Below are 17,349 nucleotides of genomic sequence, written 5' to 3' on the forward strand. Positions count from 1 at the left end.
TCATGTCCAAAAAAAATCGCCTGTCCTGCCATCGCATTCGCCCCGTCAACCGCCAACCTCAGGCTACGTTGCGTCTTGCTTTGTTGCCCTGCCTGGTCATCATGGCCTGCGCAACCCAGGCCCAGACAGACTCCTCCATCCGCATTCCTGCTCCTGAAGACACCAAGGCAGAATCCGTTCAAGTTGCCGCTCTGGATACAACAGACTCCATCGGCTTTAACATGGCCTTCCTGCAAGGCAATGCCTCCACAGCCGATCTGCGCACCTTGCTCTCCAACAGCAACGTCCCTGAAGGCGTGCAGCGCGTGGACTTGTATGTCAACCAGCAACGCACTGGGCGGCGCGACATCACCTTCAAACGCAACCCACGCACGGATGACAACGAACCCTGCTTTAACCAGGAGATGCTGGAACAAGCCGGTGTTGACCTGAGCAAACTGCCTGCCCCTGTGCCGGCCGAGGCAAGCTGCCTGCGTTTGCCAGAGATCGTGCCTGAAGCCACTGCAACCTATGAAAGTAGCCAATTACGTCTGCTGCTGAACATTCCACAGATTTACATGAATCCCAGCAGACGCGGTTATGTCGACCCTTCTCTGTGGGACTCGGGCCAGACGGCTGCTTTTGTGAACTACGGCGTAAACGTGCGCCGGGATCAAAGCAAAGGTATGTCCGCTACCAATGACCTCAGCGCAGACCTGCGCATGGGCGTGAATATTGGCCCCTGGCGTATACGCAACAACTCCTACTACAGCTCGGGCACCAACCGTTCCAGCACCTTTACCAGTCAGAACACCTATGCTCAGCGCGACATCGTCGCCCTGAAAAGCCAATTGGTGGCTGGGCAGACCTATACACGCTCCCCACTGTTTAACAGCGTGCGCTTTATGGGTGTACAAATGCACTCGGACGAGGCCATGCGTCCCGACAGCGAGCAAGGCTACGCACCCGTGATCCGTGGCACGGCCGAGAGCAATGCCACAGTGGAAGTGCGCCAGAACGGCTATGTGATCTACACCACCAACGTGGCACCCGGCCCTTTTGCGATCAGCGACCTGTCTCCTTCAGGCTCGAACGGTGATCTGGAAATCACTATTATCGAAGCCGATGGTTCGCGCCGCATCTTGCGCCAAGCCTTTTCCGCTCCGCCCCTGATGGTGCGCGAGGGCCGCCTGAGCTATGACATTGCGGCTGGCCAGCTACGCCTGAACGAAGACATGCAAGAGCGCCCCAATTTTGTTAGCGGCTCCATGCTATATGGCGTCAGCGCCAATACGACGCTGGCCGCCGGGGTACAGGCGTCCAAAAACTTCAGCGCCTACTCCCTGGGCGTAGGCATGAATACCCAGTTAGGTGCAGTGTCACTGGATGCAACCCGTTCCACCAGCCGTGTCCAAGGCCAGCAATCCCAGGGCACCAGCGTGAACTTGCGTTACAACAAATTCCTCGAAACCACTGGCTCGAACGTGTCCGTCACCATGCGTCACGACCTGAGCCGTGGCTATCGCACCCTGTCCGATCATGTGCAGGCAACACAAGCACCTGCTCACCTGCGCATGTCTGGGTCACACAACTCTCGCCAGCGTATTGATGCCAACATCAGCCAGCCCTTAGGCGGTGGCAATCTCTACCTGAACGCCTCCTATAACAAACATTGGGAGAACACTTCCTCCAACAGCCTGTCGGTGGGCTACAGCAACCATATCGGCAAGGTGAACTACAACCTGGCCTACACCCGCACCCGGAATTTGCACTCCTCCTTTAGCCCCACGCGCTCCCATGACAATGCCATCATGCTGACGCTGAGCATGCCCTTGGGCAGCGGCTCCCATGCTCCACAAAGCTTTACTAGCATCAATCACGACAATAATGGCAACTCGGTCCAAGCCGGTGCCAGTGGCTTGCTACCTACCGACCGTGAGATCAGCTACGCTGTCGCAGGCGGACGCACCGTTGCCGGCGAAAGCAATGCATCGGTCAACGTCGGCACGACCACTTCTTTTGCCCGTATGAATGCTGGTTACTCCTATGGCAACCGTCACAACTCCGGCAACTTCTCGGCCAACGGTTCAATAGTGGCGCACGGTGGCGGCGTCAACCTGGGTCAGGCGCTGGGCGAGACCTTCATGCTGGCCAAAGTAGAACCCGCCGTAGCCGGTGTCGGAATCTCCAGCCATGTCGGTGTCGAAACAGGCTCAAATGGCTACGCCATCATCCCGCATGCCACGCCGTACCGCGGCAATCACGTCAGTCTGGATACACGCCACGCTCCCAAAAACGCCGAATTCGACAACGCCGTACAGCAGATTGTCCCGACGCGTGGTGCTGTTGCACTGGCAACTTTCAAGGCCGAGGTGGGTTACCGCGTGCAGTTTGAACTACATGACGAACAAGGAGTCGCCCTGCCCTTTGGCGCCATGGTGCGCAATGCCGCCGGCGAACAACTGGGTATGACAGATCCACGAGGTCGAGTCTTGACCATGGTGTCCCCCGAGCAAATGCGTGGTCACCTGGACATTAGCCGTAACGGTCAGTTGTGCCGCGCTCGCTACGAGCTGTCCGAGAACACAGATGAACTGAACTATCAACTGGTCCGCCTGAACTGTGTCCACCGCGATCCTGACCCTATCCTTCCCGGCAATCTGGCCAAGCAAGGCAAGGCCCAAGACAGCGCAGCATGAGCAAGCCCAGCCACCCATCAAGCCACGGCCCTATGCGTGAGAACCTGCCCCCCATGCAGGTTCCACGTTTTCCCAGTGTTTTGTTGGCAGCCCTGTCTTTGATTCTGATTCTATGCGCATCACTAGGGACAGGCGCCTATTTGTACTCGTCTGCCACACACCTGATTTCCGAGTATCGCCGTCAACTCAACAGCGCCGCAGACCATGCTCAGCTCTTCTTTGACCAGCGCGAGGTTCTTTTGCGTGCTGTGGCCGCCAGCGCAGTTTCCCCAGACTCGTTGACCTTGTCGGCCAATAGCGGCAATCTGCAAGCCATTGACACACCAGACAATGGCGCGCTTGATCACTACACCTTGCTGCTGACGCGCCGCCACTGGAACGCCATCCATCGCACTGGCAAGCTGCGTTACATCAAGCTGAACCCTGCCCAGGATTTTCGTCTGGAGCAACATGGCCAGAATCTGAGGTGGGAGCAGCACATCGATGCCTTGGCCACGCGCTTGAGTACGATCAATCAAGAACCCCATGCCCGTCAGGTTACCGTGGTCTGGCTGCATCATGATGATGCTCCTTCCTCGCGGCTGGTGGCCTATACACCGATTGATCGAGAAAACCGGCTGGGGGCCTGGCTGGGTCTGGAACTACGAGACATAAATCAAGCCCTGACCTTATCCGCTCCCCCGCCCGGAACCGAACACATCCTGTTCGATATACGCGGTCAAGCCGTCTTGTACAGTAGCGCCCCACCTGATCCGTCTGAATTGCGCTGGCTACAGCAAGACTACTTTGGCTTTGATGGCAAAGCCTGGCCAGAACATATCATTCTGAGCAAATCCATTGGCAGCGGGGGTTTGCGAGTGCTCTACGCCCTGCCCACTCAGCGATTGCTGCACGATGGTCGCGGCGCCCTGATCACCGCCTTATTGACCCTTACCATCTTTACCACCATTGTTCTGGTCGGGGCTTGCCTGATCCGACGCCGTTTGCTGCTGCCTGCCCGCCAGCAGCAGCAAAGCCTAGTCGATAGCGTGTCCTTGAATCGCAAGCTGATTGCCATGGCCCCTGTCGGCCTGACCCTGGTCGATGCCCAGGGCGACGTGATCTTTCAAGAGAACCTGCAAGCACGGACCTGGATGCAAGGTGACCATCAATGGCGCTCGCGGCTGCCAGGAGAGCATGAGCGAAGCGCCTGCTCCGACATCACCCTGAAGGATGGTCGTAATGTGCGCGTGCATGCCATCAGCCTGAACTACCGTGGCAAGCGGGCGGCATTGTGTTCGATCATCGACATCACGACCGAGAAAGCCGAAGAGGCGGCCCTGCGTCACTCCCGCCAATTGGCTGAAAATGCCAATATCGCCAAGACCCAGTTCCTGACCACGATGAGCCATGAAATCCGCACGCCTCTGTACGGCATTCTGGGAACACTGGAACTGCTATCGCTGTCCGAGAAACATCAGCACCCTTCGCCCTACATAGACACCTTGCGCCGCTCGGCCGAAACCCTGTTCCGGGTGGTGGGCGCATCGCTGGATCTGTCACGCATTGAAGCTGGCCACGTTTCCCTTGAACCGCGCGAATTTACACCACAAGAGCAGGTTGATGACGTGATTGCCGCCTTTGCGGCCACAGCGCAAAACAAGGGCTTGCTGCTGTATTCAGTGACTCCGGTACGGGCCTTGACCACCACCATTGGCGATTCCTTGAAAATCCGCCAAATTCTGAGCAACCTGGTCAGCAATGCGATCAAGTTCACCACCTCCGGCCATGTTGTACTGCGCCTGCATACCGAACCCCAGCCCGGTAATCGTCTGGCTCTGCGCTTTCAGGTAACGGACTCGGGCCAGGGCATCAGCGCGGATATGCTGCCCAAGCTGTTTTTGCCGTATTTCAGTGCCCACAAAAGCGGCATCAACCAGCAACCGGGTACCGGTCTGGGTTTGCCGATTTGCCAGCGCCTGGCCAGTTTGATGGGTGGCTCCCTGTCTGTGGTCAGCGAACCCGGACTGGGCACCAGCATTAGCTTTGAGGTGGTTTTACCGGTAGCCACCCCATCGGCAACCCCGCCGGCCCCCAAGTCCAAACTGGCGTTCCAGCCTGTGTATGTCGCCGGGGACATCCCTGAAATCGTCTCCAATGTCAGCAAATGGCTGCGCCACTGGGGGGCCTATGCCTTGCCTTATACCGGACAGCCCGCCAAACCCGGCTCCGTTCTAGTCCACAGTTGGCCATCTTTTGCCACCAGCACACCTGAATGGACAGGCCGCCAGGTGATGGTTCAAACCCATGCTCAGACTACTGCTATACAAGCAGACAATCCAGACCATTTCTACACCGCCTCAAGCGCGATGGAACACGTCACGCAGGCGGTGCAACTGGCTCAATCTCTGGCCTGCCCGTCTCAACGAGCCGGGCAAGATATTGGCCCTTCCATGCGCTCACAACATGTGCTGGTTGTTGACGATAATCCGGTGAACCAGCAGATTCTTCAGGAGCAGTTAAGCGTATTGGGCTGCACTACCCACCTGGAAGCCAGTGGCGAAGCGGCCTTGGAACTGACAGACAAAAACCGCTTTGATATTGTCTTTACCGACCTGTTCATGCCCGGCATGGATGGCTACGGCCTGGCCCGCGCCCTGCGGGCAGAAGGCTACCAGGGACGCATTATTGGCATTACGGCCAATGCCATTTTGAACAAAGACAAAGAATGGTCCACCGCAGGCATGGATGCCCTGCTGATCAAGCCTTTGCCGATGGCGGCCTTGCGCGCCAGCCTACAAGCTCCGACACCCTAAGTTTGCCTCACCATCTACGGCTCCCGCGTCGCCATCACGACGCTGGACGGTATGATATGGCAGGACTTGCCCCACACGGCGCCCCCACGGAGAACCATGGCCAACTCACCCTTTAATCGTATGACGCGACGCTCGCGCGGACACACACGGCTGCTGCTGGGCGTTATTCCTGTCTCATTCATGTTGCTCGGCGCGCTGGTCGTAGGCGGTCAGCACTTTTTCAGCAATGAACGCCACCGCCTGGCGTCCGACTTCAACGTGACCTTAGCCTACATACAGGAGCAAGAACGATTTTTGGCCCAGCTCAAGGCCGATGCAGCCAAATTGCAGGCCGGGCCACAGCCCGAGCCCCCACCCGTAGAAAGCAGCCATGCCGTCAGCATCTGGCGCCCCACCGCCAGCGTGTCTTTTTCCATGATTTGCGAGCAGCATTGCCGTGCATCCAAACAGGACTACGGCACGCTGGGTGCTGATCTGGCCGATAGTTTTGCCTCCTTCTGGGCCCGGTCCTATTTCCCATCCGGTTACTTGTTCCTGTTTCATCCCGACATGGAAGACAGTTTGAGCATTCCGGAGCTGGAGTCTTCCCGCACCGATACGGTCCTGCCCATTGCCTCGCACAAAGAAGCACGCCAACACATTCAGCCACCCGGCGAACTGGCCTCCAGTCCATCTGCCGTGAAATGGGTTTCCTTACCCGAACACCCTCTGCACATGCTGGGCATCATTCCGATCTCCCTGCCTGGCCTGCCCCTGCCCGGTGCGAACCCCTCTCTGTTTCAGGCAATGAGTCTGTTCGACAAGGGCCGACTGCGCGAGTTCTTCAATCAATCCGAAGCCCCACTGGGCTATCGCTTCTGGCTGCACCATGCTGCACAAGGCCTGTTAATCGGGGAAAACAACTCCCCCGCCCTAGAGCAAGATGGCTTTACCATCAGCCTGCAGGGATTGGCCTTCCAGATGAGCGATCCCTCGGGAACCTGGACGGGCCGCTATCTGATCAGCCCCAGACAACTGCTAAACAGCACCTGGGTACCATTGGGCACTGTGGTGTTCTTATTATTAAGCCTACTGGGCGGCCTGGCCTATGCCCGCTGGTATGGACGCCAAGTGGTAGAGCCAGCCCGTCAGGCACAGCGCGCTTTGCTGGAAAGCCAGGACTTTAATCGCAATCTTATTGATACCTCACCGGCGGCCCTGTGCGTGATCAGCAAGGACAAGCGACAGATTATTTTCGGCAATGCTCAGGCGCTGGAGTGGTTGGAGCTAAATGCAGGCGACACCTTACCCGAGCAATCTCCCCTGTCCCTGGCTTTGAACGAACTGCAACAACAAGGACCGGATGCGAACGAAGGCAAAGTGGACTTGCCCGATGGTCGCAGTCTGCACTTGGCCTGCGCGCCCAGTCGCTACCATGAGCAAGACGTCTTGCTATGCGTTCTGATGGATTTGACGGCCCAAGAGGAAATCCAGCGGGAACTAGAACGTGCTCGCGCCGCGGCAGACGAAGCCAGCACCGCCAAGTCCTCGTTCCTGGCCACCATGAGCCATGAAATTCGCACGCCATTGTACGGAGTCCTGGGCTCTTTGGAGTTGCTGTCCATGACCGAGCTGGATGGCCAGCAGCATCAACAAGTGGACCGAATACAGGGGGCCTCGCGCCAACTGCTGCAAATCATCAGCGACATTCTGGATATCAGCCGAATTGAAGCAGGCCAAACGCATGTGCAGTCCGTGCCGCTGGATCCCATCGCCCTGGTACAAGACTGCACCGCCACCTACACCGCTATGGCCCAGCAAAAAAACCTGCTGTTGTTCTGTCACGTGGACCCGAACGTACCACGCAGCGTATTAGGCGACCCGCTGCATATACGCCAGATTCTGAGCAATCTGATCAGCAACGCCATCAAGTTCACCCAGGCGGGCCACATTATTGTTCGATTGCGTCTGGAGCAGCTTACACAGGACAAAGCACAACTACTGTTTCAAGTAGCCGACAGCGGGGTGGGCATCGAGCACGAACGCCAGGACAAGCTGTTTACCCCCTTTTATGTGGCCCACTCAGGCGAGCACACGATACGCGGGGCGGGCCTAGGCTTGTCCATCTGCGCCCGTCTGATCGAACTGATGGACAGCCAGATTCAACTGACCAGTGAACCCGGTCTGGGGAGCAGTTTTTCTTTTATGCTGAACCTGGATATCGCACCCGCAGGCGATCAAACTCACCCTGCACCGGATCTGCAAGGCATGAAACTGCATATACGCACTCCCCATGCCGAGCTATCCGAGTCAATTTGCGTCTGGCTCAATCGCTGGAATGCCCAAGCCCAGGCCATGCTGCCCAGCTATCCGCTGACCGGTAAAACCGAAGATATCTTGCTCGATGTGATGATGCCCAACAGCAATCCGGCGCCCCACTGGCCAGGCCCTTATATCAGCGTTTCTGCACGCGACGGCAGCGCCACCTTGCCCGAGGCCGACGGCACCAACCCGGAAAGCATTGCCCTTGCGCTGGAGCGTTGGCAGACACAACAACACGCCCCCTCCGAACAAAAAACGGTAGTCACCAAGACGGTCATCACGCCCCCGAGCCGCCCCGGTCCGCATGTGTTGATAGCAGAAGACAACCCGATCAACCAGGTCACCTTGCGTGAACAGTTGGAGCGTTTGGGCTGCCAGGTCACCCTGGCCCAGGACGGCGAAGAAGCACTGAGCTTGTGGGATGGCCATAGCCACGATCTGCTGCTGACTGACGTCAATATGCCTAATATGACCGGTTACGAACTGGCCCGACGCTTACGCGCTCAAGGCATGAACGCCCCCATTGTTGGTATTACCGCCAACGCCATGCGCGACGAAGCCCAGCGTTGCACACAGAGTGGCATGAACGCCTGCCTGGTCAAACCCATGAATCTGGCCACCTTGGGAAATTTGCTGGAATCCTTGATCCGCTCACCCATACCGCAGCGTTACAAGAAGATTTTTTGCAGCACCATGAGCAAGGATCTGGAGGCCTTGGAACACGCCCTGAAAGAAAAAAACGCGACCCAAAGCCAAGCCATTTTGCACCGTATCGCTGGCGCGCTAGTCATGATGGGTTTGCAGGAAATCGCAGACAAAGTGAAAGAACTGGAACAGAATTTCAGGCAAAATACTCAACAAACCGACACACAAGTTCAAACAGCCATCGCCGTGTGCAATGCACTACGCGACCTGATCGAACAAGCTTAGCAAAACAAGCAAGGAACCCCGGTATGCCCGCGATTCAAAAACTGCGCGTCATCATTGCTGACGATCACCCATTAATCCTGATGGGTATACGCGAGCTGCTGGGACGCGATATCAACCTGAGTGTCGATGCCGTGGCGGCCAGCCCCTCAGAGCTGGTCGAGCATCTGCAAAAAAGCCAACCCGATGCCATCATTACCGATTATTCCATGCCCGGCGATGAGCAATATGGCGATGGAATGCGCTTCATTTCTTATCTGCGACGCCGCTTTCCTGAGGTCAAGCTGATAGTACTGACCATGGTGTCCAACCCCATGATTATTTCTTCTTTGTACGACGCTGGCGTACAAGGGGTTGTCCTCAAACAAGACGAGCTGTCTGAAGTCCTGGTCGCCCTGCATTTGCTGCGCCAGGGCGTAAAGTACTACCCGGCCAATTTCAAACAAGACACACCCAAAGAGGTGCTGGAAAGCTCGGTACCCGATCGTCTGGCATCCCTGAGCCCTCGTGAGTTTGAAGTACTGCGCCTGTTTGCCATGGGAGACTCCATCAGCAGCATTGCAGAACAATTAAATCGCAGTATCAAAACCATCAGCGCACAAAAAGCATCCGCCATGCGCAAGTTGAATGTAAACAACAACCAGGCCCTGATTGCGTTCTGTACTCAAAACAACCTGTTTACCTAGACGGCCCAACGCTGCCGAATCCACATATCCAGTTCAAAGGCCGGAGCGGGCTTGGCAAATAAATAGCCTTGGGCATAATCACAACCCATTTGCTGCAACAGCTCCAGATCTGCCTGAGCTTCCACGCCTTCCGCCGTCACGCACATACCACGCTCCTTGGCGCTAGCAATCCAATCCAACACCTGCACGGCTTGCTGGCGATCGGCAGACAGGCCATGCACAAAACGCCGATCCAGCTTCAGTTCCGAAAACGGCGCACCAACCAGCCGCTCCATCGAACTGTACTGCACGCCTGCATCATCCTGGGCCAACCCAAAACCCATTGCCACCAAACGACAAGCCCCCATAAACAAGGCACAGGGCGTCTTGGTATCCGAGTTCTCCAGCAACTCAAAAGTAATGTCATCGGCCCGACCCTGCTTGGCTTGCACACAAGCCATCAAGCGATCTGGCAAACCAGCATCATTGAGCAAATGCGTAGGCAAGTTTACCGACACGGGCATCACCATACCTTGGCGCCGCCAGTAAGCCTGCAGACCCAGCACCTCTTGCAAAATATGCATCAACAAGGCCTCGTCCAGACCGTGCTCGCTGAACCAGGGTAAAAATACATGGGGCGACAACAAGCCCAGCTGTGGATGACGCCAACGGGCCAAGGCTTCCAGCGCCACCAGCTTCTGAGAGCGTACCGCCACCTTGGGCTGCAGCCATGCCTGAATCTGGTCCTTGTGCAAGGCGTCAAGCAAGACAGAGCGACTGATAATGGCGGCACCGGACTGATTGAGCGCCTCACGCTCCGGCACCCACAAAGCCGCATCCGAACGGACAGGACGCACAGGACGCGCCAGCTTCCGGGCAGGTCGATAAGTCAGACATCCGGACGGTACTTGAAACGTAGAAGGTGCAAACATGAAGAGCCCCGGCAACAAGAGATGTGCATCCCAAATCGCCTTGCGGTTCAGTTGCCATCATCGATGCTTTAAATCTTAAGATTCCAGCGGCTTGACGGGTCTAGGAATAATCCGAAAAAACGTGTCAGCTACAAAACAGTCTAGGAAAACCGGAGCCTCAGTTGATCTTTTGAACTGTCAATCAACAATAAAAAAAACCCTGTTCCAAACTAAAGGAACAGGGCTTTAAACGATACAGAACCGGCAAACGATACAAGAGGCTCAAACCATTGGGCCATTAGTCATACATAAAAGTGACCACTGCCTCTGCATTCATACTACCGGGTGTCACCGCCGTTTTAGTCACACCTGGCATCATTACATACTGAGCAGTAATTGGCATGTACATATCACTTGTAGTACTGGCGGATGGCCCCTCAACGACAGCCTGACGTTCTGGCAACGTTGAACCAACGGGAGCAGGCCCTAGCTTAATCGCTGTCTGGCTATCGCGGTGATACAGCCGCACTCCTACTTCCGGGTGTGACGATGTGACATAAGCATTAGAAGCAGACGGTGCACGTGCGTCAGTAAAGAACGCTTTGATCGTCGTGCCCACTGGACACTGCTTGCCGATCAGATCAAAATTGTATTGCCCAGTAACTCCCTGGCTCCGCTGACTGCCTGCCGAAGCCAACTCAGAGACCATTACAGGCGACATAGTGGCCACCACATTCAAATCGGCCGAGGCACAAGTCGGTACGGAGGGGCGTGGCAACTCAGGAACAGTCGTATCCTGGGACAACATTCCCAGTAAATCGAAGGAACCATCTCTGCACAAAGATCGGTTTCCTTGAAGAGGACCTCCAAATACCCGACCGTTACCAATTCCCGACCGTTTAAAATCCGGCTTTCCTCCCTGATATGCTTTGGCATCAATAACCACCACTTCGTATTGAAAGGTATAGGAAATACCAAAACTTGCAGGTGCAGATCCAACCAGCAAAGTGAACTCATGGGGGTTAGTTACCGTGGTCCCACTCGGAGCTTCATGACTAGGAACAAAATTGTAGCTCCCCTGAGCGTAATGCCCCATCCAGCGTATACGCACACCTACCCCAGGCATTTCGCGCATGGGGACAACCTCATCCGGATATAAAGCATCCGCTCCACCCCTCATTTCCACGTACGCCTTAGGTAGATTGGCTGGATAACTGAAAAGAAAAGTGGTAGAGGCAGTGGCAAGAATCTGTCTATTGTAGACCTCACCCTTGATTGGGTAAGTGACCCAATTATATATATGCCCGCCGCTTGCCCTGTAGCATTGTGACGTCTGGGCATATACGTTGGGATTTATAAAAAACATAAGAACAAAAAAACACATGAAGATAATTTCATTCATGTTTCTATTTAATTTTTTCGTCATTTTTATTCACCTATTGCCGGTACTTGATCATTTAACCATTCACAAGAAAGCATATAAATAAGACTATTCTTATAAGTTCTCTTGTGCCCCTTCATGTACTTATTGGCAGGGCACGACAGATAAACTCCAATGACTTCCTGCTGTTGCATACACCGGGCACACGTCGTCGCCTACAGCACTGGAAAACCCTAGTATTTTTCAGAAGGCATATTTTGTAGATTAAATAAGCAGACATCTTCGTCTGCCAAAACAGATGCATGCGCTGCCAAAGTTGCCAGCGACATGCAGGCAATAAAGCCTCACTCCCTGACACCAGGGGTGGGGCTTTTTTTGTGCGCGCGATTGATGCATGCCTGTTTTATGACCACCACAAGGAGAAGACAAATGACGGTAAGTGTGAAAGACGCCTTGGCCGCAAAAGGGATACATCCCAGCCCCCAGCATCTGGAGAAGCTGGAGGTCAAATGGCGCGAGATCCAGGCCATGAAAGGCAATCTGGAAGGCATTGCCATTGACGATGCAGACGTCGCCATCAAACACCTGGCCGGAGGAGACCACCATGAATAAAGACCTACTTGAACTGAGCGTTATCGACCTGGCCGACAAGCTGCGCAGCAAAGCCGTCTCTCCCGTTGAAGTGACCGACAACCTGCTGGCCTACATCGAGCAATCCAACAAGCAAACCAACGCCTATATTTCCGTTACCGCTGAGCAGGCCCGCAAAAGCGCCAAACAAGCGGAACAGGACATCATGGCCGGAAAGTACAAAGGCGTTTTCCACGGTGTTCCGCTAGCCCTGAAAGACAATATTTACTTTGCGAACGAGGTCACCACCATGGCCTCCAAAATCCACAAGGACTTTGTCTCCAAAGACGACGCCACCGTGGCTACCAAGCTGCGCGATGCCGGGGTGATCTTCACCGGCAAGCTGAACATGCACGAATACGCCTGGGGCATCGACAACAACAACCCGCACTTTGGCGCCGTCCATAATCCCTGGAATGCCGACCGCGTCCCCGGTGGCTCCAGCGGTGGCTCGGGTGCGGCCGTGGCCTCCCACAGCTCCTACAACACCCTGGGCACCGACACCGCCGGTTCCATTCGTATCCCATCGGCTGCATGCGGCATCGTCGGCCTGAAACCCACCCATGGCCGCGTCAGCAAATTCGGCGTCTACCCCCTGGCCTGGACCCTGGACCACGTCGGTCCCATGTCCAAAACCGTCGCTGACGCCGCCGCCATGCTGGAAGTAATTGCTGGTTTTGATGGCCGCGACCCCACATGCGCCAAGGTCCCGGTCGGCTCCTACCTGAACGCGCTCAATGGGAATGTCAAAGGACTGCGCATCGGCATCATCGAAGACTATTTCTTCAAGAACGTAGACGCCGGTATCGAAAAAGTGATCCGCGACCGTCTGGCCGACCTGGAAAAACAAGGGGCCAAAGTCATCCCGCTGAACGTCCCCGCCCTGCGCTACTCCGAATGGGCCGAACTGGCAGTCAGCCTGACCGAAGCCGCCACCATCCACCATCAGGACCTGATCAAGCGCCCCGACGATTTTGGCGGCGACATCCGCTTCCTGTTTGAACTGGGCGAACTGTTCAGCGGTATCGACTACCTGCAAGCCCAGCAAGTACGCCGTGCGTTGAAACAGCAATTTACCGCCACCTTCAACGACGTCGACGTCATCATTGCCCCCACCCTGCCTTGCCAGGTACCCAATATCGGCACCGATACCGTCAATATCAACGGCAAAACCCTGGACTTCATCGATGAAGGCATCCGCTTTACCGGCCCCAGCAACCTGACCGGCCTACCCGCCATCACCGTACCCGCCGGTATATCTGAGGGCATGCCCGTGGGCCTGCAAATCATCGGCCCCGCCTTTGAAGAAGCCCGCATCTTGAACGTCGCCTACGCCGTGGAAAACATGAAACCACTGGCAGGACACCACCCCGTCCTGAAACCGTAAGCTCAACAAAGCACCACAGGAACAAGCCCCTGTCCGCCAACCGCAGACAAGGGCTTTCTTTAGTAAAGCGACTAAAAGACGCAATCTGTTCAGCTTGGACCCAGCTAGCGAAAACAACAAAAATACGACTCTGAGCTATCTTCGTCTTTCAGCACCCCAAGCTGGGCGCCAAACACGTCGGGCTACTCCTTGTCGGCTCAGTCACTTAAGTGGACTCAGACCGTTTGATCCCACCCGAACTGGCCCGATACCCCCGCATCCGACCAAGCCAGGCAAAGACAAAGCATCCACCACCAGTTCAAAGCCAAAGCCAAAGCCAAAGCCATCAAAATCGTAAACACAGAGGGACTCTATTTTCTTTCAATAAGCCATTCGGGTTCGCCCCAGGGCTGAGCGGCGAGTCAGAGTTCTTGCCGCGGGCGATTGCGGGATACGGGGTGCAAGCGCCCTTCTGTTCGTGCCCGACGCTTGTGATGTGTCCGGGGGACACATCACCGGGCAAGTTAAGGGCGCGCCCGTATCCTGCAATTGCCAAGGGGACCGACGCGCAGCGTCGGCAAGGACTCAGCCGCTCAGCCCTGGGGCGAACCCGAATGGCGTCTTTCAGAACGAGCCCCCCTGCTACCAACCCGAGGCACTTCAGACAAGAAAACAATCTAAACGAAGTCAAACAGCGCAGGCATTACACCCACCCCAAGCAAGGCATCACCTCCTGCGCCAAATGCGCCACATTCAAGCGCATCCTGTCCCTAAAATCCTTGTCTACAGCAAACGAGGCCCCCGGCATCAGCAAGATCCCCTGCTGTTCCAGCCTCTCTATATAAGCCGTCAAATCCGGCATCTGCGGATGTCCGACCCACAAAAACATCCCGCCCTGCGCTGGAACCTCAAACACCCAGCCATATTCCGTCAACGCCTTTTGTGCAATGTGCTGATGCGTCATCAACTGCCGCTGAATTGCCTGCGTATGTTTCGCATAGGTGCCATCGGCCAAAATGGTATTGACGAAACGCTCACAAAACCCTGGCACAGCCACGCTGGTCAACAACTTCAAACGAATCAAAGGATCGAGCAACGACGTCCCACAGGCGATATAGCCAATCCGCAAAGAGGCCGACAAGGACTTGGAAAAACTGCCTATATAAACCACATGCTCCAAATCTCCCAGCCCCGCGAAAGTCTGCCGCACACCGGGGAAGAAATCCCCATACACATCATCCTCGACAATCAGGAAATCGTGCTCCGCCGCCAGCTTGACCACGGCAAAAGCCACCTTGGGACTTAAGCCCGCCCCAGTCGGATTATGAAAGGTACTATTGCAGAAAAACGCCCGTACCTTGTGCGCCTGCAGAATCTGCTCCAAAGCCACCACATCCGGCCCATCGGCCAAGCGCGGCACACCAACAGGCACACCCCCACACAAGCGGATCAGCTTGATCAGATTGCTGCTACAAGGCTCATCCACCAGAACATAATCACCCTGACGAATCACAATTCGGGCGATCAGATCCAACGCTTGTGTCGCACCTAAGGTCGTCACAATTTGCTGGGGGGACACCTCAATCAAGGTCGATTGCCGCAACAGCATGGACAACTGCTTGCGCAGCGGCAGATAGCCCTGAATATCTCCATACTCCACCAGACCACTGCGCCCCGAGCGCGCTGTCTTGCGTATAGCCTTGGCCAAGGCATCCGTATCCCTCCACGGTACAGGCAACCAACCACAACCCAACTTGCACTGCTCGGGCTTGGCCTGCAAGATCTTGAGCAAAGGGTCCCGTGCCGCTTCACAAGGGGACAGAGGCAAATGCTCCCCCAAACCAGACCAGCGAGCCACAAAATAACCGCGACCTTGCAAGGCCTCCAGCATCCCCTGGCCAACCAGACGGGTGTAGGCACTGACCACGGTGTGATGGCTCAGTTTTTCTGTCGCCATCATCTTGCGGATGGACGGCAACGGCTGCCCCACCGCCCATTCACCCTGAACAATCGCTTCCTTCAGACGCTCATAAAAATCCATGCTGCCTGCCTCTTAACACTGTTAGAAAAAATTAACTAACAGTTTTCAGGATAGTACACCCACTGTTCGAGACAAGCGCATCGTGAACATACAAAATGGTCCCCACCGTTTTCACGCACTCAGCCACCGTTGGAGCCGAGACAGTCGTTCCCCTTGAAAGGTCTATCTATCACCGCGCAGCACCATGACATCCACTCATCTTCCATCTCGAACCTACCTGTATTTCCTGGCCCAATCCATCAACCTGACTACTGCCGTCATGTCCGTCACCATGGCAGCACTGGTCGGCGGCAGTCTGGCGCCCGAAGCCTGGCTATCGACCGTGCCTTACGGTTTTCAGTTCCTGTTTGTGATGCTGTTTACCCTGCCTGCGTCCAAGCTGATGGCCGCCATAGGCCGAAAAAAATCCTTTCTGCTGGCCTGTCTGCCCTTGGCCGCCTCTGGCGTGGTCGGTTACTGGGCAATCGAAATGAAGCAGTTTTCCTGGCTGGTGGCCTCACATGCCCTACTAGGTATTTATATTGCCTTTGCCAACTTCAACCGCTTTGCCGCCACCGACGGGCTTAGCGCCGCGTTAAAACCGCGAGCCATTTCCTTGGTCGTAGCCGGAGGGGTGATTGCCGCCGTATCGGGCCCTTTGCTGATACGGGGTTTGAAAACCAGCAGCTTTGGGCCCGAGTTTGCCGCCTGCTATGCCGCTTTCACCGTGTTGGCCGTCGTCTCATTCATTCTGAATCTGTGCATCAAACCCATACAGCCTGCTCAACAGGCTGCACGCAAACCAGGCAACCGTGGCCAGACCTTAAGCCTGGTACTGCATAACAAGACACTGGCCATCGCCATTTGCATCGCCGCGATTGGCTACGGCATCATGAACCTGCTGATGATTCAGGCCTCCATGCACATGTCCCACCTGCATGTGCATTTTTCAGATATCAGCACCGCGATTCAATGGCATGTACTGGCCATGTTCGCCCCTTCTTTCTTTACCGGCTTTCTGATTCAAAAGTTTGGTTTGAAAACCATTGCCATTACCGGTATTTTGCTTTTGCTCTTGAGCAGCCTGATCAACATCGTGGGCCACAGCTATACGACGCTCAGCCTTTCCTTATTGATTCTAGGCTTAGGCTGGAACTTTACTTATGTGGGTGGCAGCGCCTTGCTGACACAGGCCCTGGAAGGCAAACCGCACTCTCTGGAAGTACAGGGTGTGAATGATCTGGGGGTTTCCATCTGCGCCACACTGGGGGCCTTCGCTCCGGCCTTTCTGTTCAGCTTTGCTGGCTGGGGCGGCACCAATATTCTGTCCGCCATTATCTGCCTGGTGCTATTGCTGCTGTCCCTACTCTATATCCAGCCCACAACGACAAACACCAAGCCTTAGAACCGGGTCTGCCAAGATCACAACAGACTCGCCGTTATCGATGAAATCGCCGCTGACCTGTATGGAAAGCGGCGATTTTTTTGCCTGCATCAATAATCGAAAGCCATGAAAATCAGATAGTTCTTACTTCGCAAGCTGAATCTGCATGTTCCAATTTCATGCACACAACACGCTAATGCAAACTGCCTCTATTCGAACGGACCATCGCCTAAACAGGCGCCAGGCCCACCATTTTCTCGGTTTGCAGCACGGCTCGAATTCAATGCTCGC

At 55.5% G+C, this 17,349-nt stretch carries 10 protein-coding genes; 7 read left to right on the forward strand and 3 right to left on the reverse strand.

Going from position 1 to position 17,349, the window contains the following annotated elements; translation table 11 throughout:
- The first annotated feature begins 2 nt into the window (after nucleotides 1-2).
- The 4 genes from AB7E06_RS16165 (at nucleotide 3) to AB7E06_RS16180 (ending at nucleotide 9,387) form a co-directional block, all read left to right on the forward strand.
- Nucleotides 3-2,678, forward strand: a complete 2,676-nt coding sequence (locus tag AB7E06_RS16165; RefSeq protein ID WP_406612082.1) for a fimbria/pilus outer membrane usher protein — start codon at nucleotides 3-5, stop codon at nucleotides 2,676-2,678.
- Nucleotides 2,675-5,473, forward strand: a complete 2,799-nt coding sequence (locus AB7E06_RS16170) for an ATP-binding protein (RefSeq protein WP_427957598.1) — start codon at nucleotides 2,675-2,677, stop codon at nucleotides 5,471-5,473. Before AB7E06_RS16165 ends, AB7E06_RS16170 begins: the two co-directional genes overlap by 4 nt.
- Before the next feature lie 96 nt (nucleotides 5,474-5,569).
- Nucleotides 5,570-8,704, forward strand: a complete 3,135-nt coding sequence (locus AB7E06_RS16175; protein WP_427957600.1) for a response regulator — start codon at nucleotides 5,570-5,572, stop codon at nucleotides 8,702-8,704.
- A gap of 23 nt (nucleotides 8,705-8,727) precedes the next feature.
- Nucleotides 8,728-9,387 carry a response regulator gene (locus AB7E06_RS16180; protein WP_230017606.1) on the forward strand — a complete coding sequence of 220 codons (660 nt, stop codon included), beginning with the start codon at nucleotides 8,728-8,730 and terminating at the stop codon, nucleotides 9,385-9,387.
- Here AB7E06_RS16180 and AB7E06_RS16185 read toward each other — a convergent pair.
- Together AB7E06_RS16185 and AB7E06_RS16190 are read right to left on the reverse strand one after the other, a co-directional pair.
- Nucleotides 9,384-10,298 (reverse strand): EAL domain-containing protein, encoded by a 915-nt coding sequence (locus AB7E06_RS16185; protein ID WP_427957602.1) that lies wholly within the window; start codon nucleotides 10,296-10,298, stop codon nucleotides 9,384-9,386. The two genes, AB7E06_RS16180 and AB7E06_RS16185, sit on opposite strands and share 4 nt — an antisense overlap.
- 277 nt (nucleotides 10,299-10,575) lie before the next feature.
- Nucleotides 10,576-11,703 carry a fimbrial protein gene (locus AB7E06_RS16190; RefSeq protein ID WP_427957604.1) on the reverse strand — a complete coding sequence of 376 codons (1,128 nt, stop codon included), beginning with the start codon at nucleotides 11,701-11,703 and terminating at the stop codon, nucleotides 10,576-10,578.
- A 384-nt stretch (nucleotides 11,704-12,087) separates the two neighbouring features.
- Between AB7E06_RS16190 and AB7E06_RS16195 the strand changes: the two genes are divergently transcribed.
- Nucleotides 12,088-12,270 carry a hypothetical protein gene (locus AB7E06_RS16195; protein WP_026484623.1) on the forward strand — a complete coding sequence of 61 codons (183 nt, stop codon included), beginning with the start codon at nucleotides 12,088-12,090 and terminating at the stop codon, nucleotides 12,268-12,270.
- Complete coding sequence (locus AB7E06_RS16200; RefSeq protein ID WP_427957606.1) at nucleotides 12,263-13,675, forward strand: amidase; 1,413 nt, start codon at nucleotides 12,263-12,265, stop codon at nucleotides 13,673-13,675. Before AB7E06_RS16195 ends, AB7E06_RS16200 begins: the two co-directional genes overlap by 8 nt.
- 682 nt (nucleotides 13,676-14,357) lie before the next feature.
- On the opposite strand, the gene AB7E06_RS16205 is transcribed toward AB7E06_RS16200, so the two are convergent.
- Nucleotides 14,358-15,695, reverse strand: a complete 1,338-nt coding sequence (locus tag AB7E06_RS16205; protein ID WP_427957608.1) for a PLP-dependent aminotransferase family protein — start codon at nucleotides 15,693-15,695, stop codon at nucleotides 14,358-14,360.
- Between the two features lie 184 nt (nucleotides 15,696-15,879).
- Between AB7E06_RS16205 and AB7E06_RS16210 the strand changes: the two genes are divergently transcribed.
- Nucleotides 15,880-17,079, forward strand: a complete 1,200-nt coding sequence (locus AB7E06_RS16210; protein ID WP_321268978.1) for an MFS transporter — start codon at nucleotides 15,880-15,882, stop codon at nucleotides 17,077-17,079.
- Nucleotides 17,080-17,349 lie beyond the last annotated feature (270 nt).

It is taken from the genome of Alcaligenes sp., assembly GCF_050255915.1.
In the GTDB taxonomy this organism is placed as follows: Bacteria; Pseudomonadota; Gammaproteobacteria; order Burkholderiales; family Burkholderiaceae_B; genus Alcaligenes; species Alcaligenes aquatilis.

Coding starts and splice junctions, on each gene's coding strand:
- AB7E06_RS16165 (WP_406612082.1), top strand. CDS start 3: ATGTCCAAAAAAAATCGCCTGTCCTGCCATCGCATTCGCCCCGTCAAC.
- AB7E06_RS16170 (WP_427957598.1), top strand. CDS start 2,675: ATGAGCAAGCCCAGCCACCCATCAAGCCACGGCCCTATGCGTGAGAAC.
- AB7E06_RS16175 (WP_427957600.1), top strand. CDS start 5,570: ATGGCCAACTCACCCTTTAATCGTATGACGCGACGCTCGCGCGGACAC.
- AB7E06_RS16180 (WP_230017606.1), top strand. CDS start 8,728: ATGCCCGCGATTCAAAAACTGCGCGTCATCATTGCTGACGATCACCCA.
- AB7E06_RS16185 (WP_427957602.1), bottom strand. CDS start 10,298: ATGTTTGCACCTTCTACGTTTCAAGTACCGTCCGGATGTCTGACTTAT.
- AB7E06_RS16190 (WP_427957604.1), bottom strand. CDS start 11,703: ATGACGAAAAAATTAAATAGAAACATGAATGAAATTATCTTCATGTGT.
- AB7E06_RS16195 (WP_026484623.1), top strand. CDS start 12,088: ATGACGGTAAGTGTGAAAGACGCCTTGGCCGCAAAAGGGATACATCCC.
- AB7E06_RS16200 (WP_427957606.1), top strand. CDS start 12,263: ATGAATAAAGACCTACTTGAACTGAGCGTTATCGACCTGGCCGACAAG.
- AB7E06_RS16205 (WP_427957608.1), bottom strand. CDS start 15,695: ATGGATTTTTATGAGCGTCTGAAGGAAGCGATTGTTCAGGGTGAATGG.
- AB7E06_RS16210 (WP_321268978.1), top strand. CDS start 15,880: ATGACATCCACTCATCTTCCATCTCGAACCTACCTGTATTTCCTGGCC.